Annotated in this window: 21 protein-coding genes; 13 read left to right on the plus strand and 8 right to left on the minus strand. The window is 63.2% G+C overall.

The window, feature by feature from the left end; translation table 11 throughout:
• Nucleotides 1-164: 164 nt before the first annotated feature.
• On the minus strand, nucleotides 165-3,206 hold the full coding sequence (polA, locus tag CR492_RS05030; protein ID WP_102842752.1) for a DNA polymerase I: 3,042 nt from the start codon (nucleotides 3,204-3,206) through the stop codon (nucleotides 165-167).
• A gap of 338 nt (nucleotides 3,207-3,544) precedes the next feature.
• On the opposite strand from polA, the gene CR492_RS05035 reads away from it, so the two are divergent.
• Both CR492_RS05035 and CR492_RS05040 read left to right on the plus strand, forming a co-directional pair.
• Entirely contained in the window at nucleotides 3,545-4,999 is a 1,455-nt protein-coding gene (locus tag CR492_RS05035) for a sensor histidine kinase (RefSeq protein ID WP_102842652.1), read from the plus strand.
• 80 nt (nucleotides 5,000-5,079) lie between these two features.
• Complete coding sequence (locus CR492_RS05040; protein ID WP_102842653.1) at nucleotides 5,080-5,580, plus strand: hypothetical protein; 501 nt, start codon at nucleotides 5,080-5,082, stop codon at nucleotides 5,578-5,580.
• A gap of 50 nt (nucleotides 5,581-5,630) precedes the next feature.
• Here CR492_RS05040 and CR492_RS05045 read toward each other — a convergent pair whose 3' ends face one another.
• The gene (locus CR492_RS05045; protein ID WP_102842654.1) at nucleotides 5,631-6,254 is read right to left on the minus strand and encodes a Spy/CpxP family protein refolding chaperone; all 624 of its coding nucleotides are present in this window, start codon (nucleotides 6,252-6,254) and stop codon (nucleotides 5,631-5,633) included.
• A 230-nt stretch (nucleotides 6,255-6,484) separates the two neighbouring features.
• Between CR492_RS05045 and CR492_RS20705 the strand changes: the two genes are divergently transcribed.
• The 4 genes from CR492_RS20705 to CR492_RS05065 all read left to right on the plus strand — a co-directional run bounded on the left by CR492_RS20705 (nucleotide 6,485) and on the right by CR492_RS05065 (nucleotide 9,967).
• The gene (locus tag CR492_RS20705) at nucleotides 6,485-7,252 is read left to right on the plus strand and encodes a hypothetical protein (RefSeq protein ID WP_180982429.1); all 768 of its coding nucleotides are present in this window, start codon (nucleotides 6,485-6,487) and stop codon (nucleotides 7,250-7,252) included.
• Between the two features lie 166 nt (nucleotides 7,253-7,418).
• The gene (locus CR492_RS05055) at nucleotides 7,419-8,219 is read left to right on the plus strand and encodes a LamB/YcsF family protein (protein ID WP_102842655.1); all 801 of its coding nucleotides are present in this window, start codon (nucleotides 7,419-7,421) and stop codon (nucleotides 8,217-8,219) included.
• Between the two features lie 10 nt (nucleotides 8,220-8,229).
• Entirely contained in the window at nucleotides 8,230-8,958 is a 729-nt protein-coding gene (locus CR492_RS05060; protein ID WP_102842656.1) for a 5-oxoprolinase subunit B family protein, read from the plus strand.
• Complete coding sequence (locus CR492_RS05065) at nucleotides 8,951-9,967, plus strand: biotin-dependent carboxyltransferase family protein (RefSeq protein WP_102842657.1); 1,017 nt, start codon at nucleotides 8,951-8,953, stop codon at nucleotides 9,965-9,967. The genes CR492_RS05060 and CR492_RS05065 overlap by 8 nt, the downstream gene beginning before the upstream one ends.
• Nucleotides 9,968-9,993: 26 nt before the next feature.
• Here CR492_RS05065 and CR492_RS20710 read toward each other — a convergent pair whose 3' ends face one another.
• Both CR492_RS20710 and CR492_RS05075 read right to left on the minus strand, forming a co-directional pair.
• Nucleotides 9,994-10,539 carry a hypothetical protein gene (locus tag CR492_RS20710; RefSeq protein ID WP_102842658.1) on the minus strand — a complete coding sequence of 182 codons (546 nt, stop codon included), beginning with the start codon at nucleotides 10,537-10,539 and terminating at the stop codon, nucleotides 9,994-9,996.
• Nucleotides 10,540-10,609: 70 nt separating this feature from the next.
• On the minus strand, nucleotides 10,610-11,860 hold the full coding sequence (locus CR492_RS05075) for an argininosuccinate synthase (RefSeq protein WP_102842659.1): 1,251 nt from the start codon (nucleotides 11,858-11,860) through the stop codon (nucleotides 10,610-10,612).
• A 317-nt stretch (nucleotides 11,861-12,177) separates the two neighbouring features.
• Between CR492_RS05075 and CR492_RS05080 the strand changes: the two genes are divergently transcribed.
• Entirely contained in the window at nucleotides 12,178-13,353 is a 1,176-nt protein-coding gene (locus tag CR492_RS05080; protein WP_102842660.1) for a phosphoserine transaminase, read from the plus strand.
• 55 nt (nucleotides 13,354-13,408) lie between these two features.
• Here the strand turns inward: CR492_RS05080 and CR492_RS05085 are convergent, their stop codons facing one another.
• The gene (locus CR492_RS05085; protein ID WP_102842661.1) at nucleotides 13,409-14,317 is read right to left on the minus strand and encodes an AraC family transcriptional regulator; all 909 of its coding nucleotides are present in this window, start codon (nucleotides 14,315-14,317) and stop codon (nucleotides 13,409-13,411) included.
• Between the two features lie 221 nt (nucleotides 14,318-14,538).
• Between CR492_RS05085 and CR492_RS05090 the strand changes: the two genes are divergently transcribed.
• Complete coding sequence (locus CR492_RS05090) at nucleotides 14,539-15,126, plus strand: DUF308 domain-containing protein (RefSeq protein ID WP_180982430.1); 588 nt, start codon at nucleotides 14,539-14,541, stop codon at nucleotides 15,124-15,126.
• A 276-nt stretch (nucleotides 15,127-15,402) separates the two neighbouring features.
• On the opposite strand, the gene CR492_RS05095 is transcribed toward CR492_RS05090, so the two are convergent.
• Nucleotides 15,403-15,855: a hypothetical protein gene (locus CR492_RS05095; RefSeq protein ID WP_348626702.1), complete on the minus strand. Its 453-nt coding sequence runs from the start codon at nucleotides 15,853-15,855 to the stop codon at nucleotides 15,403-15,405.
• A gap of 23 nt (nucleotides 15,856-15,878) precedes the next feature.
• Nucleotides 15,879-16,664, minus strand: a complete 786-nt coding sequence (locus CR492_RS05100; protein WP_102842662.1) for an SDR family oxidoreductase — start codon at nucleotides 16,662-16,664, stop codon at nucleotides 15,879-15,881.
• A gap of 220 nt (nucleotides 16,665-16,884) precedes the next feature.
• On the opposite strand from CR492_RS05100, the gene CR492_RS05105 reads away from it, so the two are divergent.
• The 5 genes from CR492_RS05105 to serA all read left to right on the plus strand — a co-directional run bounded on the left by CR492_RS05105 (nucleotide 16,885) and on the right by serA (nucleotide 21,461).
• Nucleotides 16,885-18,267, plus strand: a complete 1,383-nt coding sequence (locus tag CR492_RS05105) for a winged helix-turn-helix domain-containing tetratricopeptide repeat protein (protein ID WP_432431195.1) — start codon at nucleotides 16,885-16,887, stop codon at nucleotides 18,265-18,267.
• Entirely contained in the window at nucleotides 18,267-18,461 is a 195-nt protein-coding gene (locus tag CR492_RS21485) for a hypothetical protein (RefSeq protein ID WP_432431196.1), read from the plus strand. Before CR492_RS05105 ends, CR492_RS21485 begins: the two co-directional genes overlap by 1 nt.
• 137 nt (nucleotides 18,462-18,598) lie before the next feature.
• A complete protein-coding gene (locus CR492_RS05110; RefSeq protein WP_102842663.1) occupies nucleotides 18,599-18,958 on the plus strand; it encodes a hypothetical protein in 360 nt (119 codons plus the stop codon).
• Nucleotides 18,959-19,065: 107 nt separating this feature from the next.
• Entirely contained in the window at nucleotides 19,066-19,716 is a 651-nt protein-coding gene (locus CR492_RS20420; protein ID WP_146030174.1) for a hypothetical protein, read from the plus strand.
• A 164-nt stretch (nucleotides 19,717-19,880) separates the two neighbouring features.
• Nucleotides 19,881-21,461 (plus strand): phosphoglycerate dehydrogenase, encoded by a 1,581-nt coding sequence (gene serA / locus CR492_RS05115; protein WP_102842664.1) that lies wholly within the window; start codon nucleotides 19,881-19,883, stop codon nucleotides 21,459-21,461.
• Nucleotides 21,462-21,617: 156 nt separating this feature from the next.
• On the opposite strand, the gene CR492_RS05120 is transcribed toward serA, so the two are convergent.
• Entirely contained in the window at nucleotides 21,618-23,228 is a 1,611-nt protein-coding gene (locus tag CR492_RS05120) for a phosphoenolpyruvate carboxykinase (RefSeq protein ID WP_102842665.1), read from the minus strand.
• Nucleotides 23,229-23,410 lie beyond the last annotated feature (182 nt).

The following is a 23,410-nucleotide window of genomic DNA, read 5'->3' on the forward strand; positions in this document are numbered from 1 at the left end:
ACACGGCAAACCTTTTTTGATGAATTTGCCCTGGCCGCGACCATCCTGCGTCGCCGAGGCTTCGACGCTGCTTTGCTTCGATGGCTCGCGCGTCAGATGTTCCAACTTATTGGATGTGGAGCGATTTCTTATCGATCACCTGTTTCCATGCGATCGGAAAGCGCTCAATGCGCCTCGTCCCAGTTCTGCGCCGCCTTGGCGTCGACCTGGAGCGGCACGGCGAGTTGCAGGATCGGATGCGGCGCTTCGACCATGACCTTGCGCACCACATCGATCGTCGCGTCGATCTCGTCGTCGGGCGCCTCGAACACCAATTCGTCATGCACCTGCAACAGCATCTGCGCCGATAGTCCGGCGCGCTCCAAAGCCTCGTCCATGCGGACCATGGCGCGCCTGATGATGTCCGCCGCCGAGCCCTGGATCGGCGCATTGATGGCGGCGCGCTCGTTGAAGGCGCGCTCGGAGGGGTTTGACGCCGTGATGCGCGGATAGTGGCATTTGCGGCCAAAAATGGTTGTCACATAGCCATTCTCGCGGGCAAAGGTTTTGGTGGCGTCCATGTAGGTGCGGATGCCCGGAAAGCGCTCGAAATAGCGCTTGATGTAGGCGCCCGCCTCCTCGCGCGGAATCGCCAGCTGGTTGGCGAGACCGAAGGCCGAAATACCGTAGATGATGCCGAAATTGATCGCCTTCGCGCGGCGGCGCACCTCGGCGGGCATGCCCTCGACCGGCACGCCGAACATCTCGGACGCCGTCATGGCGTGAATGTCGAGGTTCTGCGCAAAGGCGGCTTTCAGTTGCGGAATGTCGGCGATATGGGCGAGCAGGCGCAATTCGATCTGGCTGTAGTCGGCCGATATCAATTTTCGTCCCGGCGGCGCGATGAACGCCTTGCGGATCTTTCGCCCCGCTTCGTTGCGAACGGGAATGTTCTGAAGATTGGGCTCTGATGACGACAACCGTCCTGTTGTCGTCGCAGCCAGCGCATAGGAGGTATGCACGCGGCTCGTCTGCGGATTGACATAGGTGGGCAGCGCGTCGGTGTAGGTCGATTTCAGTTTCGACAGCTGGCGCCAGTCGAGAATGCGCGCGGCGAGGGGGACGCCCTGTTCGGCGAGATCATCGAGGACGCCAGCCGCCGTCGACCAGGCCCCCGTCGCGGTTTTGCGCGCGCCGGAAAGGCCCATTTTGCCGAACAGAATATCGCCGAGCTGCTTTGGCGAGCCGAGATTGAAGCTCTCGCCCGCGAGCTCGAAAATCAGCGCCTCCAGACGCGCCATGTCCTGCGCGAATTCCCCCGAAAGCCTTGAGAGGATCGCCCGGTCGATCGAGACGCCGCGCCGCTCCATGCGCGCCAGAACTTCGACCATCGGCCGCTCCAGCGTCTCATAGACGGAGCTCATGCGCTCGGCCGCAAGGCGCGGCTTCAAAACCCGCCAGAGCCGCAAGGTGACGTCGGCGTCCTCGGCGGAATATTCGCTCGCCTTGTCGAGCGCGACGCGGGCGAAGCCGATGAAGGTCCGGCCGGAACCCGCAACCGCGCCGAACTGGATCGGTTTATGGCCGAAATATTTTTCGGACAGAACGTCCATGCCGTGGTCGGTGCGGCCGGCGTCGAGCACATAGGACAGCAGCAGCGTGTCGTCGACGGGGGTAAGCCTTATGCCGCGCTGCGCCAACACCAGCCGGTCGAATTTGGCGTTTTGCAGGATTTTGAGAACGTCCGGCGCCTCCAGCATCGGCTTCAGCCGCGCCAGCGTCTCATCGGAGTCAAGCTGGCCGGGAACGAGATCGGCGCCGCCGAAGAGATCGCCCGCGCCCTCGCCCCGGTGGCGCAGCGGAACATAGGCGGCGCGGCCGGGGGCGAGGCAAAGCGACAGGCCGACGAGTTCGGCCTGCATCGGATCGAGCGAGGACGTTTCCGTGTCGATCGCGATGACGCCGGATTCGATCGCTTCCGCGATATAGGCATCGAGCCGCTCGAAGCTCAAAATCGTCTCATAAGCCCCGAGATCGAATTTTTCCGCACGCGCTTGCGCCGCCCGCGCAGCGGCGAGTTCGCCGGGCCCCGTCGCGATGGCCGGTTGCGGCGCCTCCGCGCCATAGCGCGCATTGCGCTTTGGACCTTGCGGCAGGTTTTCGGCCGATGGCGTATCGGCCTCGGTGGAGGCGGGCAGGGGCGCGCCGTTGCGGCCGCGCCAGCCGGCTGCGCCGGCGAAACCGGGGTCCGGCTCGATCAGCGCCGCCTCGACGGCGCAAGCTTCGGCTGCGCGTTTGGTGAGGGTCGTAAATTCAAGCGCCTTGCAGAAGGCGACGAGCGTCTTGCCCTCCGGCGCGGCGAGGCGCAGATCGTCGAGCGGCGTTTCGACCTCGACGTCGCAGACGAGCTCCACGAGCTTTCGCGAGGTGCGGATCAGCGCCACGCTGTCGGCGTCAGTCAGGATTTCGCGGCGCTTTGGCTGCTTGATCTCGCTGGCGCGCGCCAGCAGCGTGTCGAGATCGCCATATTCGCCGATAAGCTGCGCGGCGGTTTTGAGGCCGATCCCGCGCGCGCCGGGAACATTATCGGTCGAATCGCCGGCCAGCGCCTGCACGTCGACGACTCTTTCGGGCGGCACGCCGAAATAAGCCATTACCTCGTCGACGCCAATGCGGCGCTCCTCGCGCGATCCTTTCGCGCCGGCCTCGCCGGAAGCTGGATCATACATCGAGACGCCGGCCCCGATCAGCTGCATCAGATCCTTGTCGGCGGAGATGATCGTGACGTCGGCGCCGCGCTCGCGCGCCTGCCGCGCATAGGTGGCGATGAGATCGTCGGCCTCATAGCGGTCCTGCTCGACGGGAAGGAGGCCAAAGGCGCGCACAGCGGCGCGCATCAGCGGGAATTGTGGAATGAGATCCTCAGGCGGCTCGGAGCGGTTGCCCTTGTAAGGAGGGTAGATTTCCTTCCGGAACGAATTCTCGGATTTGTCGAAAATAATGGCGAGATGAGTCGGCTTTACGCCGGCCGCGCCCTCGCGCACGAACTGGAAGATTTTGGTGCAGAACAGCCGCACCGCCCCGGTCGGCAGGCCGTCGGAGCGGTAATTATATTTGGCGTCCTGACGGATCGACTGGAAATAGGCGCGAAACACGAAAGACGACCCGTCGACGAGAAAGACGTGGTCGCCGGACTGGACGGGCGCTTGGGAGAGTTGCGTCGGCATGGGGGTTCTTGAAAGGAGAATGATGGCGCCAGCATAGGCGCCAAGGCGGCGCGGCGCCACCTTTGGCGAAAATGGGCGCCGGGTAAAGGAGATCCACAGCGCAAATATATGCAACCAAACAGGGTTCTGCCCGTTGTCGTCGGCCCTTGTAGGGAAGTCGATGCCGGCCGACCTCGCGACATGAGGCGGCGGCGTCCATAAAAACTCTGAGAGGTCCAGGTCCCGTTCTTGTCGTAAGCCTCGCAGTATCGTAGTCGACGGCGTGCAGCATCAGAGGCGCGGCTTTTCTTTTTCGCCGAGGCTTCCTGTCAGCCAAGGTCCATTCTCGAAACCTTTGAATGAAGTTGGTCGATAGCATGGACTTCGAGGCTGTCTTCAATAGCCTTCCTACCCCCACCATGGTCATGGACGCCGATTTGAATATCGTTGCGGCCAATACCGCCTATCTCGACGTCACGGGGCGCGACATCGCCAGTCTCATCGGCGCGAACGTCTTCGCGGCGTTTCCGGGCGAGGGACAAAATCGCGCCAAATTGCAGAAATCTTTCGAGCGCGTGCGCGACGAGGGCGTCGCGGACGTGCTGCCGAGCCTCGACTATCCAATTGCCGGGGCCAGCGGCGTCGAGGCGCGGCGCTGGAGCTGCACGCATGTGCCGATCCGCGGCCCCGACGGCAAGGTCGCCTATATCGTTCAGAACACGCAGGATATTTCGGCGCTGGCGCTGTCCGCCGGGGCGCAGGCGGGGTCAGGCGGGACCGGCGCGCCCTCCGCGCAGCCTCTCGAGATGGTTCAGGTGCTGAACCAGACGCTGCTCACCACCGCCCATTATTTGCATCGGCTGTTCATGCAGGCGAGCAATTTCATGTGCGTCCTGCGCGGGCGCGACTACGTCTATGAGATGATCAACAAAGCCTACGCCGAATTTATCGGCGGACGCGACGTCGTCGGCCAGCGCATGCGCGACGCCATGCCCGAACTGGCGAGCCAGGGCTTCATGGATGTCCTCGACAAGGTCTTTAATTCGGGGGAAGCTTTCGCCGGCCGCAAGATGCGCGTCCTGTTGCAGGGCGGCGACGGGCAGATCAGGGAATATTTCATCGACCTGACGTGTCAGCCCATCCTTGGCGAGGATGGAGCGGTGAGCGGCATCTTTATCGAAGGGTCTGACGTCACCAACATCGTCCGGGCCGAACAGCGCCAGGCGTTGCTCATTCGGGAATTGCATCACCGCGTCCGCAACACGCTCGCCACGGTGCAGGGCGTGATGAACACCACGGCCAAGAGCACGGCGAGCATCGAGGAATTTCAGGAAGCCTTCGCCGGGCGCATCGGCTCGCTCGCCAAGACGCATGCGGTCATGACCGATGAGTTCGATCAATGCGTGTCCTTTGAGCATTTGCTCAATCAGGAGCTTGGCATCTACGCCGGCAATGGCCTCAATCGCGTCCATTTGAGCGGTCCGCCCGTCGAACTGCCGTCGCAGATCGCGGTGCCGCTCGGCATGGCGGTTCATGAGCTGACAACCAACGCCGCCAAATTCGGGTCGCTCGCTTTCGAGGCGGGCCACGTCGCTGTCGAGTGGAGCCTGGACGACGGCCCGTCCGGAGCCGCGCTGCGATGGGAGTGGAGCGAAACCGACGGGCCGCGGGTCGCGCCCCCCGGCCGGGAGGGATTCGGCTCGATGCTGCTAAAGCGCGTGCTCTCGCAGCAAATCGGCGCGGAGGTCAATGTCGCCTATGAGCCGGAAGGATTCCGGCTGCGCATGCTGGTGCCGCTGCGCGCCGAGCGCTAGATCATCAGCGTGATCGATTCCAAACTTTTCGATGAATGATGTCGGCAGCGGCGCGCCGCGTTGGTCAACAGGAGAGCGTGATGGCTGGGAAGGCGGATTTTACGGCCGACGAATGGAGCAAGATCATCATCGCGCCTGTGCTCGCCGGCATGGCGGTCACGTTGGCGGAGCCGAGTGGCCTGTTCGGCATGATGAAGGAGGGGCTCGCCAGCGGAAGCGCGCTCCTTGAGGCGAGAAGCGATCCGGGAGCGGCGGCGCTGGCCAAGGCGATCGTCGCCGAGATGGAAACCTCGGAAGGCCGGACCGCCTCACGCGCGGCGCTCGAGGCCGCGTTTACAGGGACGGACCCGGCCGCGCTCAAGGAAAAAGCGCTATCGACCCTCGCCGAGATCGGCGCCCTGGTTGATGCGAAGACGCCGCAGGATGCGCCGGGTTTCAAGGCCTGGCTGAAACATATCGCCGAGAAGACCGCCGACGCCTCCACCGAAGGCGGCTTTCTCGGATTCGGCGGCGTCAGGGTGACCGAGGCGGAAAAGGCGACGATTTCCGAAATTGCTTCGGCGCTCAAGCTTCCCGCCTGAACGACGCCTGAGGCGGCCTGCCATGGCGATCGCCACGGCAGGCGCCGATTTTATTCGTCGCCGTTATCATCCCCATCATGATCGCCATGGTCGTGATCGCCATGGTCGGGGCCCATCATCGGACCGCCAGCGTGCTCGTCATGCATCATCGGACCGCCATGGCCGCCCCACGGGCCAAAGCCATGCGGCCTGACGCCATGCAGCAGGAACGGCAGGCGACGCTTCTGGTCATCGCTCAGGGATTGATAGAGCGGCGCAGCCGCGTCGGCGAGCGCCTTCAAGGACGCGCCTTTGGCGAGGTCCTCTTCGCTCATCTTTTGCAGCCAGGCGATGGCGTTTGTCGGCGGCGGTTCGCTATGGGCTTTTTCGAAGCGATCGGAAGCGGCCTTAGCCCCCGATTTGAGAGCGGCCTCAACCGGCGGCCAGAGCTTCTCCTGATCCGGCGTCAATTTGAGGCCGGCATGCAGGCCGGCGAGCCGCGCCTCGAAGAAGGCTTCGCGGTCGGCGGCGGAAAACCGCGGATGCGGCGGTCCATGTTTTTCGGGCTTGTCGGCGCCGGCGACGGGCGGGGCCGGAGGTCCGCCACGCGGCGGCTCCTGCGCGAAGGCGGTGGCGGAAACAGCGAGGCCGCAGGCGAGTGCGGCGGCAGTTAACAAAGGCAGGCGCATTTTCATTTTTGTCTCCAATGGCTGCACGATAGCCGGCTTAGTTGGTGGGCATACTGCTTTCAAGTGACGCTTTTGTTATTCGCCGGCGACTCGCCGGAGCGCGATCCGCGCGCTGGGAGATTCGCAGCCCGGATTTAACGTAAATTCAACCGCTCTGGCTCACACTCAACCAAGGCTCCAATGCGTCCGGCAAGGGGCCGGCCAAATGGTCCGGCGAAGTGGGGTGGGTCGCGTCCATGGTGCAGGCGAAAAAATCGGGATCCGCCGCCTTCGTCGATATTCTGGCCGGTCTCAATGATCGCGGGCCCACCCAGGCAACGCCTGGCCGCGCGGCCGGACCTTCTCGCGACTCTCTCAAGGAGCCGGGCGATCGCGGCGCTGGCGTTGCCTCGACGATCGATGTGTCCTGGGTGAAATCCGCACAGGCGCGGGCAAGGGCCGCCTATATGGCGCAGCAGACCGCGCAGGCGGCGAACGAGACGGCCGCGCGGCGTCAGCCGCCGCGCGCCGAAAATTGCCGCGAAACCGGACCTTTTTCGTGGGATTGGGGCAGTTCCGCCAATCCGGCGCACAACAACGAGCCGGACGCCGCCGCGCCGCATGGCGACGCCCGCGCCGCGGCGTCCGAGGCGGCGCGGGGCCGCGTGACGGGAATGGCGTCGGCCGCCAACCCGGTTCACGCGCTGCGGCGGCTGCTCGAACAAATTTCTTTCGGATGGCGCCGGACGAAAACGCCGGAGTTCGCGAATGCCGCTGAGCATGCGCCAGCGCCGTCGCCCCGCGTCGCCGCGCCGCCGAAGGGTGAGGACGAGGCAATCGCCGAAGAACTCGGCCTTAGCGCGGACCTTGCGATCGTCGATCTGCGCCGCATCCGTCGCGATTTCGCCAAAAAGAACCATCCCGATCGTTTTGCTCCGGCGCAAAGGACGGGCGCGGCGCGGCGTATGACCATCGCCAATATGCTCATCGATGAACGCATGAAGCAGCGCCCGCCGCCAAAATAGGTCTTTGCAGGCGGCCTAGCCGACATCGGCCGCCACCGCTTCAGATTGTGGTTCATGGCGGAAAGACGCGCCGAGCCGGCGCCCGATTTTGGTCCATCCAGCCGACAAGACTATGCTCCGCCTCCGAAGCTGGAGCGATCGCTCCAGCCTTTCCGGATGAGAGGCGATGAGCGGACCGCAAGACGAAGACTCCAGTTATTCGGTCGACCTCAACTGCGATTGCGGCGAGGGCTTTGGCCCCTATGCGATGGGGGATGACGCCGCCATGCTGGAGATTGTGTCGAGCGCCAGCGTCGCCTGCGGTTTTCATGCGGGCGATCCGCACATCATGGCTGCCGTCTTCGCCGCCGCCAAAGCGAAAGGGGTCGCCATCGGCGCTCATCCCGGTTATCCCGATCTCTGGGGCTTTGGCCGGCGTCCCCAACAATTCAGCCTGGCGGAAATCGAACGCCTGATCGCCTATCAGCTTGGCGCGGCGCTCGGAGTCGCGGCCTTGGCCGGGTGCCGCATCTCTTATGTCAAGGTCCATGGCGCTTTGAGCAATCTCGCCATGGTCGAGCGCGACGTCGCGCGCGCCCTTGCCCGCGCAACGAAGGCCGTCGATCGCGACCTTTCATTTCTGGCGATCGCCGGAACGCCGCTTGAGACTGAGGGCGTCGCCGCCGGACTTGACGTCGCGCGCGAGATTTACGCTGACCGCGCCTATACCGATGAGGGCCTGCTCGCGCCGCGGGCGTCGGCGGGCGCCGTGCTGACCGACCCCCTCGCGATCGCCGCCCGCGTTCTCGCCATGATCGAGGAGGGGGCGCTTATCGCGCATTCGGGCAAGCGGGTCGCGGCGACCATCGATTCCATTTGCGTGCACGGCGATCATAATGGCGCCGTCGCGACAGCAAAGCAGGTGCGGATGCGCCTCGAGGCGAAAGGAATCCGCATCGCGCCCTTTGCGGCTTCAGCTCTAAAATGATGATTATCATATGACGGACGCCGTGGCCTATCCACGCTTCCTGCTCGCCGGCGAGCGCGCGCTGGTCGTTGAATTTGGCGAGACGATCGATCCCGCCGTCAACGCCCGCGTCGTCGCGCTCGACGCGGCGCTGGCGCGCGCCGGCCTTGACGGCGTCGTCGAGACGGTTCCGACCTATCGCTCGCTGATGATCCATTATGATCCGGCTCGGATCGCGCTCGGCGCGCTGCGCTGCGCCGTCGCCGTCTTGATCGTGCAGCCGGCGGCCGTCCGCGCGCCGCGCCGCTGGCGCGTGCCGGTGTGCTATGATCCGCCCTTCGCCGAAGATCTTGATGAGGTTGCCGAAAGCCTCGGGCTCTCAACCGGAGAAATCATCGCGCGGCAAAACGCGGCGGTCTATCGCGTCTATATGTATGGCTTTGCGCCGGGTTACATGTTCCTCGGCGGCCTGCCGCCCGCCCTCAACATCTCGCGCCGCCCGGCGCCGCGTCCGCCGGTTCCGCCAGGCTCGTTGCTGATCGCCGCGGGGCAGGCTTTGATCGCCAGCGTCGCCATGCCGACCGGCTGGCATCAGATCGGCCGGACGCCGGTCAATATTTTCGACGTCGACCGTCAGCCGATGGTCCTCGCCGAGATCGGCGACGAGATCGTTTTCGACCGGATTGACGCCGCGCGCTTTGTCGAACTTAGCCAATCCGACGCGGCAAACGCCTCAGCGTTGCAGGCGGACGGTGGCTAGAACCCTGCGCATCCTTGGCGCTGGTCCCGGGGCGACGATCCAGGATGCGGGCCGCATCGGCTATATGCGTTATGGCGTCACGCCGGCGGGGCCGATGGACCCGGCCGCCTTCGCCACGGTCGCGGCGGCGCTTGAGAACGAGCCGCACGCGGCGGCAATCGAGATTTCGGTAGGTGGTCTTAGCGTCGATGCGGAGGATGAGCCCCTCTGCGTCGCTTTCGCGGGTGGGGTCTTCGATTGGCGGCGCAATGGCGAGGCGCTGCCGGTCGCGGCGCGCATTCGCCTCGCGCCGGGCGAGACGCTGACCGCGCGGGCCGGGGCAATCGGAGCCTGGGCCTATCTCGGCGTCGTCGGCGGCTTTGAGACGCCGCTCCGGCTTGGCTCTCGCTCCACTCATTTGCGCTCGCAGATCGGTGGGTTTGAGGGGCGTATGCTGGGCGCGGGCGATGCGCTGCCCTGCGCCGCCGGCGCCTTATTGACGGAGGCCGCGCTTGACGCGCCCTGGCTCGCGGCGTCCATGGCGCCATTCCGCGTGCTGCCCGGCCCGCAGGACGATTATTTTGCGGCCGAGGCGCTCGACGCCTTCTTTGGGGAGGTCTTCACCCTGACCCCGCGCGCCGACCGCATGGCCTATGCCTTCAGCGGCCCGCCGATCGATCATGCGCGCGGCTATAATATCGTCTCCGACGGCGTCGCCCTTGGCGCCATTCAGATCGCCGGCGATCGCGCGCCGCTGATCCTGATGGCCGACCGTCAGCCGACCGGCGGTTATCCCAAGCTTGGCCATGTCATTGGAGCCGATATCGGCCGTCTCGCCCAATTGCGCCCGGGCGAGCGCTGCCGCTTCAAAGCGGTCAGCCTCGACGAGGCGCTGGCGGCTCAGGCGGCGCTGCAGGCGCAGATTTTGACGACGGCGCAGCGCCTGCAACCGCTGGTCAGGCGCGCGACAACCGAGGCGTTGCTGCGCGCCAATCTGATCGATGGCGCGACCGACGCCCTCGCCGATTGAGGGCGGGCCGCCGGTCTGCCGTCGGCCTATCTGTGGCCGCCGCCGTGGCCCCCTCCGCCATATCCGCCGCCACCGTGGCCTCCGCCGCCAGGCCGGCCCCCTCCGCCGCCGGGCCGGCCGCCGCCGTGCCAGTTGCCGCCGCCGCCTGGCCGGCCGCCGCCATGCCAGTTGCCGCCGCCGCCGTGCCAGCCGGGACGACCGCCCCCTTGCCAGCCGGGACGACCGCCGCCATGCCAGACGCCGCCGCCGTTCCAGCCGGGGCGATTGCCGTTCCAGCCAGGACGATAACCGCCGGGGACGCCCCAGCCGCGCCAGCCATAGCCGCCGCCCCAGCCATAGCCTGGCCTGAATGCATAGCCGCACCAGTACCAGCCGGGGCCTTGCCAGCCATTGGGATACCAGCAATAGTTGCGGCCGCCCCAGGCATATTGCGCCTCTTCAAGAGGCAGCGCGGCCGCGCCCTCGGCCAGCGCGCCAAGGTCCCCGCCGAACGCGGGCGCCGCTTGTGCGCCCTCGGCTGCGACGCAGGCTGAAAACGCGAGGCCTGCCGCCATACCGATCAATCGACGCATGATGCCACTCCCTGATGTTGTCGTTGTTATATTGGCCCGTGATCATGAACGCCGGATGATCGGCCGGCGCCTAAGCCTTTTGCGACGCGGCGATTTTTCGCGCCCGTTTCCCCAGCGTGCGCAGTCTCAAGGCGTTCAATTTGATAAAGCCGGCGGCGTCGCGGTGATCATAGGCGACGGCCCCCTCCTCGAAGGTCACGAGGTCTTGATCGTAAAGAGAGTAGGGGCTGGAGCGGCCGACGACCACCGCCGAGCCCTTGTAGAGTTTTACGCGGACGCGGCCAGCGACGAATTCCTGGCTTTTGTCGATCAGCGCCTGCAACATTTCGCGCTCTGGCGAGAACCAGAAGCCATTGTAGATCAGCTCGGAGTATTTCGGCGCGAGTTCATCCTTGAGATGCGCCGCGCCGCGGTCGAGCGTGATCGATTCGATGCCGCGATGGGCGACATAAAGGATCGTGCCGCCGGGCGTCTCATACATGCCGCGCGATTTCATGCCGACGAAGCGGTTCTCGACGAGATCGAGCCGCCCGACGCCATTTGCGCGCGCCAGCTCGTTGAGCCGGGTCAGCAAGTTTGCCGGCGACAGGGCCTCGCCGTCGATGGCGACGGGATCGCCGCGCTCGAAATCGATCTCGACATAGGTCGGCTTGTCCGGCGCGTCTTCCGGATTGACCGTGCGCGAATAGACATAGTCAGGAACCTCCTGCGCCGGGTCCTCCAGCACTTTTCCTTCGGAGGAGGCGTGCAGAAGATTGGCGTCGACGGAGAAGGGCGCGTCGCCGCGCTTGTCCTTGGCGATCGGAATCTGGTGCTGTTCGGCGAAGGCGATCAGCGCCGTGCGCGAAGTCAGATTCCATTCGCGCCAGGGCGCAATCACCTTGATGTCCGGCTCCAGCGCATAATAGGAGAGTTCGAACCGGACCTGATCATTGCCCTTGCCGGTCGCGCCATGCGCCACGGCGTCGGCGCCGGTTTTCTTGGCGATCTCGATCTGCTTCTTGGCGATGAGCGGCCGCGCGATCGAGGTCCCGAGCAGGTAAAGCCCCTCATATTGGGCATTGGCGCGGAACATCGGAAACACATAGTCGCGCACGAATTCCTCGCGCAGATCCTCGATGAAAATGTTTTCCGGCTTGACGCCGAGCAGAATGGCTTTCTGGCGCGCGGGCTCGATCTCCTCGCCCTGGCCGAGATCGGCGGTGAAGGTCACGACTTCGCAGCCATAGGTCGTCTCGAGCCATTTCAGAATGATCGAGGTATCGAGACCTCCCGAATAGGCGAGAACGACTTTTTTGATGTCTGATTGTTTGGAGGGCATTACGAACTCGCAGGCGTTGGCGGGGCGCGCAACTATAGGGCGGGACGGATCAGGCGCAAGGGAGCGCGAAGGGGGCGGAAAGTGGGCGGCGCTCCAAGCTCGCAGGCCAATGCGCAACCCCGCGCTTGGTTGCCGTTCGGCCCCCGGCGTGGGCTCTGTGACGGCGGCGCCGCAACTCGCGCCATTGATGGCGAAAAAAGGGCGACACAACGCCGCGCAGGTAGACCCGCCATCTTGACCTTAAACGGACTTCACCCTATTCAGATAAGCGGGACACCCTTCCCCAACGAAGGGCGCACATCTGGAAGGATGGCGAAATGCAAACGACGATTCCCGCGCTGAAACCTGCGCGGCCCTATTTTTCGTGCGGCCCTGCGTCAAAACGGCCAGGCTGGAGCTTTGAAGCCCTCAGCGGCTATGCCGCCGGACGCTCGCACCGCTCGGCCGGCAATCGCGCAAAACTCCGCCGCGCCATCGACCTCACCCGTGAAGTTCTGGAAGTTCCGGCGACGCACCGGATCGCCATCATTCCGGGCGGCGATACCGGCGCCGTCGAGGCGGCGATGTGGTCGCTTCTCGGCCAGCGCCCGGTCGAAGCGATCGCCTGGGAGGCCTTCAGCGAGCATTGGGCGATCGACCTCATCGAGCAGCTGCGCCTGCCGAACGCCCGCGCCCGCGTCGCTGATTACGGTGAGATCATCGATCTTGCGACGGTTGATTTCGACAATGACGTGATTTTCGCCTGGAACGGCACGACCTCCGGCGTCTGCGTCCAGAACGCCGATCTCATTCCCGCCGACCGCAAGGGTCTGACCATTTGCGACGCCACCTCGGCGGCTTTCGCGCAAAGGCTCGACTGGGACAAGCTCGATGTCGTGACCTATAGCTGGCAGAAGGTGCTGGGCGGCGAGGCCTCGCATGGCATGCTGATCCTCGGCCCGCGCGCGGCCGAGCGGCTTGAAACCTTCACGCCGTCCTGGCCGATCCCGAAACTGTTCCGGCTCGCCGAGAAGCAGCGCATCCTCGAAGCGGTGTTCGAGGGCGAGACGATCAACACGCCTTCCATGCTCTGCGTCGAGGATTATCTCGATGGGCTTGCCTGGGCGCAGTCGATCGGCGGCGTCGACGCGCTGATTGCGCGCGTCGACGCCAATGCCAGGGCGATGAGCGACTGGGTCGCGCGCACGCCCTGGATTGAATTCCTCGCCAGTGACCCGGCGATTCGCTCGACGACCGCGACTTGCCTGAAATTCACCGATCCCGCCATCACCTCCGGCGGGATTCAGGCGGAAGCCGCCTTTGCCGCCGAAGTGGTGAATTTCCTCGATGCCGAGGGCGTCGCCTTTGACGTGAACGCCTATCGCGACGCGCCTCCCGGCCTTCGCATCTGGTGCGGCGCGACGGTCGACACGGCTGATCTCGTGGCGCTGACGCAATGGATCGATTATGCCTATGCGCGGGCGAAGGCTACGGTGTTTGCTGAGGCGGCGTAAAACTCCGGCCGAGTAGATTTTTCGCGGGCGTCCACTCGGTGGGCGCCCGTTGCTTTTAAGGGCTCCCTCGCGTCCCGTCATTCATCAGGCCATATTCTACACTTGGCGAGTGGCCGAAGAGCTGCTTGTAGGCGCGGCTGAAGGCCGCCTCCGACTCGTAGCCGATGCGCAAGCCGATCTCGCCCACGCGCGCGTCCCGCTTTGCGAGCATGTCCCGCGCCAACGCCAAGCGCGATTCATTCTGGTAGCGGAGGGGCGAGCGTCCGACGAGAGCCGTGAACCGGTCGCAAAAGCTGGAACGGGACATGCCGACCAGGCTCGCCAGGGTATTGACGCTCCAACGCTGCATCGGCTTCTCGTGGATGGCTTTCAAGGATCGGGCGATGCGGGCATCGGTGAGCCCTCCGAGCCACCCCGCCTTCTGTCCTTTATGGACCCAACTGCGCAGAGCGCGGATGACGAGAAGGTCGATGATCCGGGAAATCATCAAGGCCGCTCCTGGCTGGGGGTCGTCTGTTTCGATCATCAAGAAACGCAGCATGCCGTCGATCCAACCTGCCGCATCGACGCGCGGAATATGAATGCGCTGAGGTAGAGCGAAGATCATGCCTCGAAGACTGTCGGGATCGAACCAGAAGCGGCAGACGACAACCATCACGCGTTGACGTGACGCTACCAGCCGCGATTCGCCACGGCCACGGGGCAGCAGCACCAGATCGCCAGTGTCGATAACGGCGGGCGTCTCATTATCGGCCTCGATCTGCACCGCGCCGGCCATGACCACGACGACATGGGCCTCAGCGGCGTCAATGTCCAACTGCTCCGCCTCGGCAAGCGTCCGCGAAAAGACCTGTTCCCCGGTAAGGCGGATTTGCGCCAGCACATGAGACAGCAGGTCGCTGGAGGTCGCGCCACGCGGTTCTCCGTCTGGATGAATCATCAAGTTTTCAAGCATTTCCATCATGGAAGATCCGCGCCTCAGCCTTTAGATTAAACAGCATAAGAGCACGGTTTTACAAGATAATAAGCCGCTAGGATAAAGCTCATCCTCGCGGCGTCCAGCATGTTTGGCGTATTGCCAATAAACCGGACCGATGAGGCGAGAGACCCGCGTGCGAGAGACCTGCGCGACGGTCGTCCGCTACGTCGGACACCATCTTTCAAGCAACAGGACAGGATGTTCCAGTGAGCAATCAGACTATCCAGACGACCCATTCCGGCTCTGCACCGCAATGGTTGAGATCTTATTATTTCGTCCGCGCCGCCTTTTCGGTCGGTTGGGTGGCGGCCGCCTTCACCGTTGCAAAGAGCTCGCCGCCGATCGCGGCGGCGCTTCTTGTCGCCTACCCAGCGTGGGACGCGATCGCCAATGTCGGCGACGCGCAGCGCAGCGGCGGCATGAAGGCCAATCCAAGCCAGGCGCTCAACGCAGCGGTCAGCACGGTCACGACAATCGCGGTCATCATCGCCCTTGGACAAAGCCTGTACTCGGTGCTGGCGGTGTTTGGCGCCTGGGCCATTCTCGCCGGACTGCTCCAGTCAGCTACCGCTGTGCGCCGCTGGAGGGCGGGCGCCCAGTGGGCGATGATTCTGAGCGGGGCGCAGTCGGCGCTTGCCGGCGCCTTCTTCGTCAAACTGGCGACCGGCGACGCTGCTCCCAGCATCACGGATATCGCGCCTTACGCCGCGTTCGGCGCCTTCTACTTCTTCGTTTCGGCCGTATGGTTGACCGTGGCGCAGACACGCAGGACCGCGATGAAACCCACCCCTTGATATTTTTCCCAACAGTCACGATCGGCGCGCAAATTAGCTGTTGGAGAAGTCTCGCGCGAACGTCCCGTTTGATTTTCTGGCGTGCTAAGAGGGCTGTCTGGTTTCGGCCCTTCTGCCCGCCATCAACGGGTCCAGCTTCGCCAAAGCCGAAATTCTGGGCGTCGAGATCATAGGCAAGATCTTGGGGCTGGTCGGTTGCGGCGGCGTTGGCTCGATCGTCGCCGATCGCACCATCGGCCTCGGCAGGGCGTCCGCCTTGCCGGCGCCCGCTGTATTTCAAACTACGCCGCGTGCCTGCGCCGCCCGCCGCAGGCCGGAACTGCGAATCGCCCACGCTGTCAGCACGATCCCGAGAATCGCCGGCAGGGTCACTGCCGGGAAATCGCGGGGAATGACCGCGGGCGAGCAGATGCCGACCGCAATCTCCCAAAAGTGAAACAGCGCATGCGCGCTGAGCCACAAGGTGGCCGCCGCCCACAGGCCGATCCGGCGTTCCGGCAAATACAGGCCGAGACCGAAGGCGACGCCGATGAACAGCTGGATCAGTCCGATATCGCGGATGAAATGCTGGTTGAAGAAGCCGGTATCGGTCACCCCCGGCACGAGCGCATACCACGCCAGCGGGTCGATCAGCATGAAAAGCCCGTTCGCGGAAAGAAACACCGCATTGAGCCCCGCCATTGCGATCACGGCGGCCGCAACAGCAGGCTTGTCCTGAATGATGATCATGGTCCACGCCCCTCGGCGGCTGTTTAATGCGACCCGACAAATTGTTCGCTGCGCTTTTCCTTTGCAGCCGACGCCTTGAGCCAATCGGCGAAGCGGATTGATCCAAGCCGCGGGCGGTCGCCGGGCGTCAGCGACTTGTCGTTCAGCTCGCCGCCGAAATAGCGGGCGTGCACGTCGGCGATCACCAGGCGTGTGTCCCCTTTGGCGGCCAGATACTGTCTTGCGATGGCGTCGAGCGTAATCGGCTCGGGGCCGGCGACTTCGACCGTCCCGTTCAGCGGCGCGCCGACCACAAGATCGGCCAGAGCGGCGGCGACATCGTCGGCGGCGATCGGCTGAAACAGCGCTGGAGACAGGCGGAAACTGTCGCCATCCGCGCCGGACTGGATGATGGCGGCGACAAATTCAAAGAACTGGGTTGCGCGCAGGATGGTGTAGGGGATCCCTGACGTCTTGATCAGCCTTTCCTGCGCGAGCTTGGCGCGCAGATAGCCGCTGTCCGGGTTGCGCTCGGCGCCGACCACCGACAGCGCGATATGATGCCGGACGCCGGCGGCGGCTTCAGCGGCGAACAGATTGCGGCCGGAAGTCTCAAAAAATTCGAGAACGGCCTTGTCCTCAAAGGACGGCGAATTGGCCACATCGACGACGATCTCTGCGCCGGAGAGCGCCTGCGACAGCCCCTCGCCGGTGATGGTGTTGACGCCCGAGTTGGGCGAGGCCGCAATCACGTCATGGCCGCCCTTGCGAAGCCTGTTCACGACATCGCTTCCGATCAGGCCGCTTCCGCCAATAACCACGATTTTCATGTCTCTCTCCTCTGTCAGGAACGCGTCAATCGCGATCCAGCGCGGCCAGAATGCCTGCGAGCCGGGCGGAAGACTTTGCAGGGATCCTGAATTTCGCTTGGATTTGCCTTGGATTTCCCTTGACGTGTCCTTTGGATTTTCGTGCAGGCGGACCGCCCCGAAAACGCCCCGCGTGCTATCAATGGCCCGCTGACAACGGACGGAGTTGTGGAGCGCCGAAGTGCAATTTCTGTTCGAAGACTTTGTGCTCGACCTCGATCGCAGGGAGCTGACGCGCGGCTCAGAGGCGATCGCGATCGGGCCGCAGGTCTTCGACCTGCTGGCGCATCTCGTGCAAAACCGTGAGCGCGTCGTCAGCAGGGATGATCTGCTCGACGCAGTGTGGAGCGGGCGGATCGTTTCCGAATCGACTCTCGCCAGCCATATCAATGCGGTGCGCAAGGCTATCGGCGACAGCGGCGCGGATCAGCGGCTGGTCAAGACGATCGCCCGCAAGGGGTTCCGCTTCGTCGCCGAAGTCAGGGAAGCGCCTTCGCTGAATGGCTCCTCAACGCCCGCCGAACCGCCTCCATCCGGCGAGACGCCGGCGCTGCCTCTGCCCGAAAAACCCTCGATCGCCGTGATGGCGTTCCAGAACCTGAGCGGCGACCCGGAGCAGGATTATTTCGCCGATGGCATTGTCGAAGACATCATCACGGCCTTGTCGCGCATTCGCTGGCTGTTTGTCATCGCGCGCAATTCGAGCTTTGCCTACAGGAGCCGGCAAGGGGATCTGAAACAGGCGGGCCGTGAGCTCGGCGTCGGTTACGTGCTGGAAGGCAGCGTGCGCAAGGCGGCGAACCGAGTGCGCATCACCGGCCAGCTCATTGACGCATCGACCGGCGCGCATCTCTGGGCGGAGCGTTTCGAGGGCGCTCTCGATGACATCTTCGCGTTGCAGGATCAGGTCGCAGCCAGCGTCGTCGGCGCGATGGCGCCAGAGCTGGAACGGGCGGAAATCGCGCGCGCGCAACGGGCGCCGACCACAAGCCTCAACGCCTATGATTGCTATTTGCGCGGAATCGCCAATCTGCACCGGGGCGACAGGGAGTCGATCAGCGACGCGCTAAGGCTTTTTGAACAGGCGATTGCGCTCGATCCGGGCTACGCCTCGGCCTATGGCATGGCTTCATGGTGTTATCTCTGGCGCAGGGTGAACGGCTGGACCGCCGACCGCGCGCGGGAGGCCGCTGAGGGCGCAAGACTGGCCGCAAGGGCTGTGGAGCTTGGCAGGGACGATGCGGTTGCGCTGACTCGGGGCGGCGATGCGCTCGGCCATCTCGCCGGCGATCTCGATGGCGGCGTCGCCATGCTCGACCGGGCGCTCGCGCTTAATCCGAACCTTGCGGCGGCCTGGTTTCTGGGCGGCTATCTGAGGGTCTGGCGCGGTGAAACAGAGGTGGCCATCTCGCATTTCGCGCGGGCCATGCGGCTCAGCCCATTGGATCCCGAGATGTATCGCATGCAGGCCGGAATGGCGGTCGCGCATCTATTTGCGCAGCGCTTTGACGCCGCATCCTCATGGGCGGAGGAAGCTATCTCCGCAACCTGCCGAGCTTTCTGATGGCGAATTGCATCAGCGCGGCAAGCCATGCTCTGGCCGGCCGGGCGGAGCCGGCGCAGCGGGCCATGGAGCATTTGCGCCGTCTCGATCCCGCGCTGTGCATTTCTGCAGTCAAGGACTGGCTCTCGATCCGCCGGCCGGAGGATCTGGCGATTTTCTGCGAGGGTCTGCGGCGGGCGGGGCTGCCGGAGTGAGCATTTGCTTTCGTGCAAAAGCGTATGCTTATGTTCACGCTGTCGTTCGCGGGACTGCGCGAGAAGTTGCGCGCCGCAGGGGATTCGGCTCAAGCTTCGCTATCGCGTGGGCATCATGTTAGCTTGGGAGTTTTAACTTGGTCCGCTTTGCTGAGAAAGCTGAATGGGAGAAGAGATACTTTATTCCGCGCAGTGCGTGGCCATTACTTGCATGGCAACTCTTTGACGATAATTACGAGGAGGGCTTGAGAAAACAAAAAGACCTCACTGATCCTGAAATAGTTGTTTATCGGCCGGACGAGCAGGACGATCAAAAGCCGTATACCTACAATGAGATATTAGCTCTGGTTGACGATGGCGTGTTGGATAATCTGGTTCATAATGACGGTGGCGCGATCGGTGTGAGTGATAATGATTTGCGGGCCTTGGGTGCATTTGTGGAAAAGTCAAGAGACGCGTGGATAGAACGCGTTAGCAGGCTTGAAATAATAGATTGATAGGAACCAAGAGACAAAAAACAATATTAATTTACGATATATTCAATACGCTGTAGATTATACAATCGCTATTGATCTCGATAAGCCAAGACGCTGGAGTCTAAGGCATGGATTATGAGGTTTTAGACCGCATTTTGTTAGCCCAAAATGTCGCTTTTCTACCTTGGATTGGTAAGAAATACGATGAAGGCTTCCACGGCCGCCGTCTGTTAATTCTAGGGGAAAGCCATTACGACGAATGGAATGGGGAGAAGCATGTCCTAGGGAATAGTTTCACGCGCGAGTGCATTTTAAAGATCATTGCTCGTGAGCATGGCGCTGTTTTCTGGCCAAGGCTTGAACAAGCCCTTTTGTGTGAAATGCGCTTCAAAGGGTGGGCCCCGAACGGTGGCCGTCCACTTTGGGATAAACTAGCCTTTTACAATTTCATCCAGTCGCCAATCTCCGGCGGCCCACGCGTCCGCCCGTCGTCGAAAGTTTTCCAAGAATCGCAGAAGCGATTCAGATTGGTTTTGGAACAGCTTCGTCCAGAAAGAGTTTTGGTATGCGGTAAGGGATTATGGAACGGGATGGAGCCCGTCACGCTCGGAGAAGATATATATCATCGTGACGTTAAATCATATCGTTTCGTAGACGGAACAAAGGTCTGTTGTCTCGCAACCGTGCACCCGTCGAGCGGTAGCTATAGTTGGTCCCGCTTGCACCGCATCATCATGGGGTTCGTTAAGGATCCGAGTGATGCAATAGCATTGTTGTAAAGTCGTTGACAGTTATGATGCTTTTCGCTCTGCGCTGACGCCCGTCATTGGTCCTTCCATTTTCCATCCGAAGCGGAACTCAACAGAAGCGCCTCTCCCTTGCGCGCGAGCCCCTCGCATCCCATAGATGCGACGACAGTCCAAAAACTGGAGCCTGAACCCGCTTGGCGCCGCGCGTCCTGATTTCCGATACGCTGTCTCCCGCCGCGCTCGCCATTTTCGAGGCGCGCGGCCTTGAGGTGGACTATCGACCCGATATCGGCCGCGACCGCGAAAAACTTGCCGAGATCATTGGCGATTATGACGGGCTCGCCATCCGCTCTTCGACCAAGGTCACCGCGAAACTTCTGGAGCGCGCGCCGCGACTCAAGATCATTGGCCGCGCCGGCCTCAGCGTCGACAATATCGACGTGCCGGCGGCGACCGCGCGGGGCGTAATCGTGATGAACACGCCCTTTGGCAATTCGATCACCACGGCCGAACATGCCATCGCCCTCCTGTTTGCGCTGGCGCGGCGCATTCCCGAGGCCGACGCCTCGACGCGTCAGGGCAAGTGGGAGAAATTTCTCGGCGTCGAGATCACCGGCAAGATTCTGGGGCTGATCGGCTGCGGCAGCGTCGGCTCGATCGTCGCTGATCGCGCCATCGGCCTGCGCATGCGCGTCATGGCCTATGATCCTTTTCTGTCGCCGGAGCGCGCCTTCGACCTTGGCGTCGAGAAAATGGAGCTCGACGAATTGCTCGCCCGCGCCGATTTCCTGTCGCTGCACACGCCGGTGACGCCGCATACGAAGAACATTCTTTCAAAGGAAAATCTCGCCAAGACCAAGCCGGGGGTGATGATCATCAACTCCTGCCGCGCTGCGCTGATCGACGAGGCGGCGCTGCTCGATCTGCTCCAATCCGGCCATGTCGCGGGCGTCGCCATCGATATTCTGGAAAAGGAGCGGCAGGAGGATCATCCGCTGTTTCGCCATCGATATGCAATCGTGACCCCGCATCTTGGCGCCTCGACGCGGGAGGCGCAGGAAAATGTCGCAAGGCAGATCGCCGAGCAGATGTCCGACTATCTGATGCGCGACGCGATTTCCAATGCGATCAATTACCCTTCGATCACCGCCGAAGAAGCGCCGAAGCTGAAACCCTTCATCGCGCTCGCCGACCGTCTCGGCTCGTTCGCCGGCCAGCTGATCGAAAGCAATATCGTCCGCGTCTCGATCACCTATGAGGGCGAGGTCGCCGATCTCAAGATCAAGGCGCTGTCGGCGACGATGATGGCGGCGCTGCTGCGCCCCTTGCTCGCCGAAGTCAATGTGGTGTCGGCGCCGACGGTCGCGCGCGAGCTTGGCGTCGTCATCGACGAGGTGACGCGCGCGGCGGAGGCGGACTTCGAATCGATCGTCACGCTCTGCGTCGAGGCCGGGGGGCAGGAGCGCAGCGTCTCCGGCACGGTCTTCAATGACGGCAAGCCGCGCATCATCATGATCAACGGGATCAAGGTCGACGCAGCGGTCGGACCCGCGATGGTCTATGTGACCAATGAGGATCGGCCCGGATTCATCGGCCGCTTCGCCAGCATTCTCGGCAATGCCGGAATCAATATCGCCACCTTCGCGCTCGGCCGCGATCGCGAGGGCGGATCGTCGATCGCCCTCGTCGAGGTCGATGAGTCTGTGCCCGAGAAAGTGCTGGATGCGGTGCGGCGGCTTGCCGGCGTCAAAGAGGCGAAGGCGCTGCGGTTTTAGGAAGATCTCGACCTCACAAGCAGGCCTTCCCCGCAGTTGTGAGCCCGAAGGCGGTCTTCGAGGCGTTGACGTGATCGGATGACGCCTATCATGCACGCAAAAGGCCGCCTCATGGGCGGCCTTTATTTTTGAAGCAAGGATTGCTTTGAAGAATGCTCAGGCCGCGGCGGCGGCCGGCTGCGCCTTCATGATCTCGGGATCGACGTGGGACGCAAATTTCACGAAATTGTCGCGGAACATGCCGACGAGCTTGCTCGCCTGTATGGCGAATTCTTCCTTCGAGGCCCAGGTCTCGACCGGATTCAAGATCGCCGATTCGATGCCCGGAACGGCGAGCGGAGTCGACAGGCCGAAATAAGGATCGACGCGATAGGCCGCTTTGGCGAGCGATCCATCGAGGGCGGCGGCGAGCAAAGCGCGCGTTACCTTGATCGGCATCCGCCGGCCGACGCCATATTTGCCGCCGGTCCAGCCGGTGTTGACGAGCCAGCAATTGACGCCGTGTTTGGCGACGAGATCACGCAGCAGATTGCCGTAGACGCTCGGGTGGCGCGACATGAAGGGCGCGCCGAAGCAGGTCGAGAAGGTCGCCTGCGGTTCGCTGACGCCCTTTTCCGTGCCGGCGACCTTGGCGGTGTAGCCGGACAGAAAATGATACATGGCCTGCGCCGATTCCAGCTTGGCGATCGGCGGCAGCACGCCGAAGGCGTCGCAGGTCAGCATGACGATATTGGTCGGATGGCCGGCGCGCCCCGTCTCAGACGCATTGGCGATGAAATACAGCGGGTAGGCGATGCGGGTGTTCTCGGTCTTCGACGCATCGTCGAAATCGGGCTTTCGCGTGCGCGGATCGAGCACGACATTTTCCATGATCGAGCCGAAGCGCTCGGTAGTCGCGAAAATTTCGGGCTCGGCCTCGCGCGACAGCTTGATCGCCTTGGCGTAGCAGCCGCCCTCGAAATTGAAGATCCCTTCCGGGCTCCAGCCATGTTCGTCGTCGCCGACGAGCGTGCGCGAGGCGTCGGCCGACAGCGTGGTCTTGCCCGTGCCGGAGAGGCCGAAGAACACGGTCGAGGCGCCCTCCTTGCTGACATTGGCGGAGCAATGCATCGGCATGACGCCGGCCGCGGGCAGCACGAAATTCAAATAGCTGAACACCGACTTCTTGATTTCGCCGGCGTAGCTCGTGCCGCCGATGAGCACGATCTTGCGCGTGAAATCGATGGCGACCACCGTTTGCGAGCGGCAGCCGTGGCGCGCAGGATCGGCCTCAAACGAAGGCAGATCGAGAATGGTGAGGTCGCTGACGAAAGATTGAACCTCTTCCGTCGTCGGGCGGATCAGCAGATTGCGGATGAAGAGCGAGTGCCAGGCATATTCGGTGAGGACGCGCGCCCTGACGCGGTTCGCTGGCTCGGCGCCGCCGAAGAGGTCCTGCACGAAAACGTCGCGCCCGGCCGTGTGGGCAAGCATGTCGGCGTAAAGAACGTCAAATTGAGCGGGGGTGATGGAATTGCTGTTGTCCCACCAGATCGAGCTTTCCGTCACGGCGTCGCGGACAATGAATTTGTCCTTGGGCGAGCGGCCGGTATGGACGCCGGTGTCGGCGACGAGCGGACCATTTTTCGCGAGCTTTGCCTCGCCACGGCGGATCGCTTCCTCATAAAGCTGCGGCGCCTCAAGATTATAAAAAATCGACTTCGCCTCGTTGAGGCCGAACTGGTCGACGCCGAAGGAAGGATTGAACAAACCGGTCTCGTTAGGCATAGTCTCTCCGCCAATAGGTCGGTGTCGCGGGCAGCTTGCGGCATAGCGCCAAGCTCCCGCGCATGAGCGAGGTAGAGGCGCAGAATAGCCGAATAATTTCCCGGCCAATATCCGACGTTTAGGCTATGCGGATTTGATGATTATTCTACCCGAACGCCGTCGTTCGCAGAGCAGGCGAGCGC

Origin of the sequence: Methylocella silvestris (genome assembly GCF_002891535.1) — a bacterium.
In the GTDB taxonomy this organism is placed as follows: domain Bacteria; phylum Pseudomonadota; class Alphaproteobacteria; order Rhizobiales; family Beijerinckiaceae; genus Methylocapsa; species Methylocapsa silvestris_A.

Coding starts and splice junctions, on each gene's coding strand:
- CR492_RS20705 (WP_180982429.1), top strand. CDS start 6,485: ATGGTGCAGGCGAAAAAATCGGGATCCGCCGCCTTCGTCGATATTCTG.
- CR492_RS05045 (WP_102842654.1), bottom strand. CDS start 6,254: ATGAAAATGCGCCTGCCTTTGTTAACTGCCGCCGCACTCGCCTGCGGC.
- polA (WP_102842752.1), bottom strand. CDS start 3,206: ATGCCGACGCAACTCTCCCAAGCGCCCGTCCAGTCCGGCGACCACGTC.
- CR492_RS05120 (WP_102842665.1), bottom strand. CDS start 23,228: ATGCCTAACGAGACCGGTTTGTTCAATCCTTCCTTCGGCGTCGACCAG.
- CR492_RS20420 (WP_146030174.1), top strand. CDS start 19,066: ATGGATTATGAGGTTTTAGACCGCATTTTGTTAGCCCAAAATGTCGCT.
- CR492_RS05055 (WP_102842655.1), top strand. CDS start 7,419: ATGAGCGGACCGCAAGACGAAGACTCCAGTTATTCGGTCGACCTCAAC.
- CR492_RS05085 (WP_102842661.1), bottom strand. CDS start 14,317: ATGATGGAAATGCTTGAAAACTTGATGATTCATCCAGACGGAGAACCG.
- CR492_RS20710 (WP_102842658.1), bottom strand. CDS start 10,539: ATGCGTCGATTGATCGGTATGGCGGCAGGCCTCGCGTTTTCAGCCTGC.
- CR492_RS05040 (WP_102842653.1), top strand. CDS start 5,080: ATGGCTGGGAAGGCGGATTTTACGGCCGACGAATGGAGCAAGATCATC.
- CR492_RS05075 (WP_102842659.1), bottom strand. CDS start 11,860: ATGCCCTCCAAACAATCAGACATCAAAAAAGTCGTTCTCGCCTATTCG.
- CR492_RS21485 (WP_432431196.1), top strand. CDS start 18,267: ATGGCGAATTGCATCAGCGCGGCAAGCCATGCTCTGGCCGGCCGGGCG.
- CR492_RS05100 (WP_102842662.1), bottom strand. CDS start 16,664: ATGAAAATCGTGGTTATTGGCGGAAGCGGCCTGATCGGAAGCGATGTC.
- CR492_RS05095 (WP_348626702.1), bottom strand. CDS start 15,855: ATGATCATCATTCAGGACAAGCCTGCTGTTGCGGCCGCCGTGATCGCA.
- CR492_RS05035 (WP_102842652.1), top strand. CDS start 3,545: ATGAAGTTGGTCGATAGCATGGACTTCGAGGCTGTCTTCAATAGCCTT.
- CR492_RS05080 (WP_102842660.1), top strand. CDS start 12,178: ATGCAAACGACGATTCCCGCGCTGAAACCTGCGCGGCCCTATTTTTCG.
- CR492_RS05060 (WP_102842656.1), top strand. CDS start 8,230: ATGACGGACGCCGTGGCCTATCCACGCTTCCTGCTCGCCGGCGAGCGC.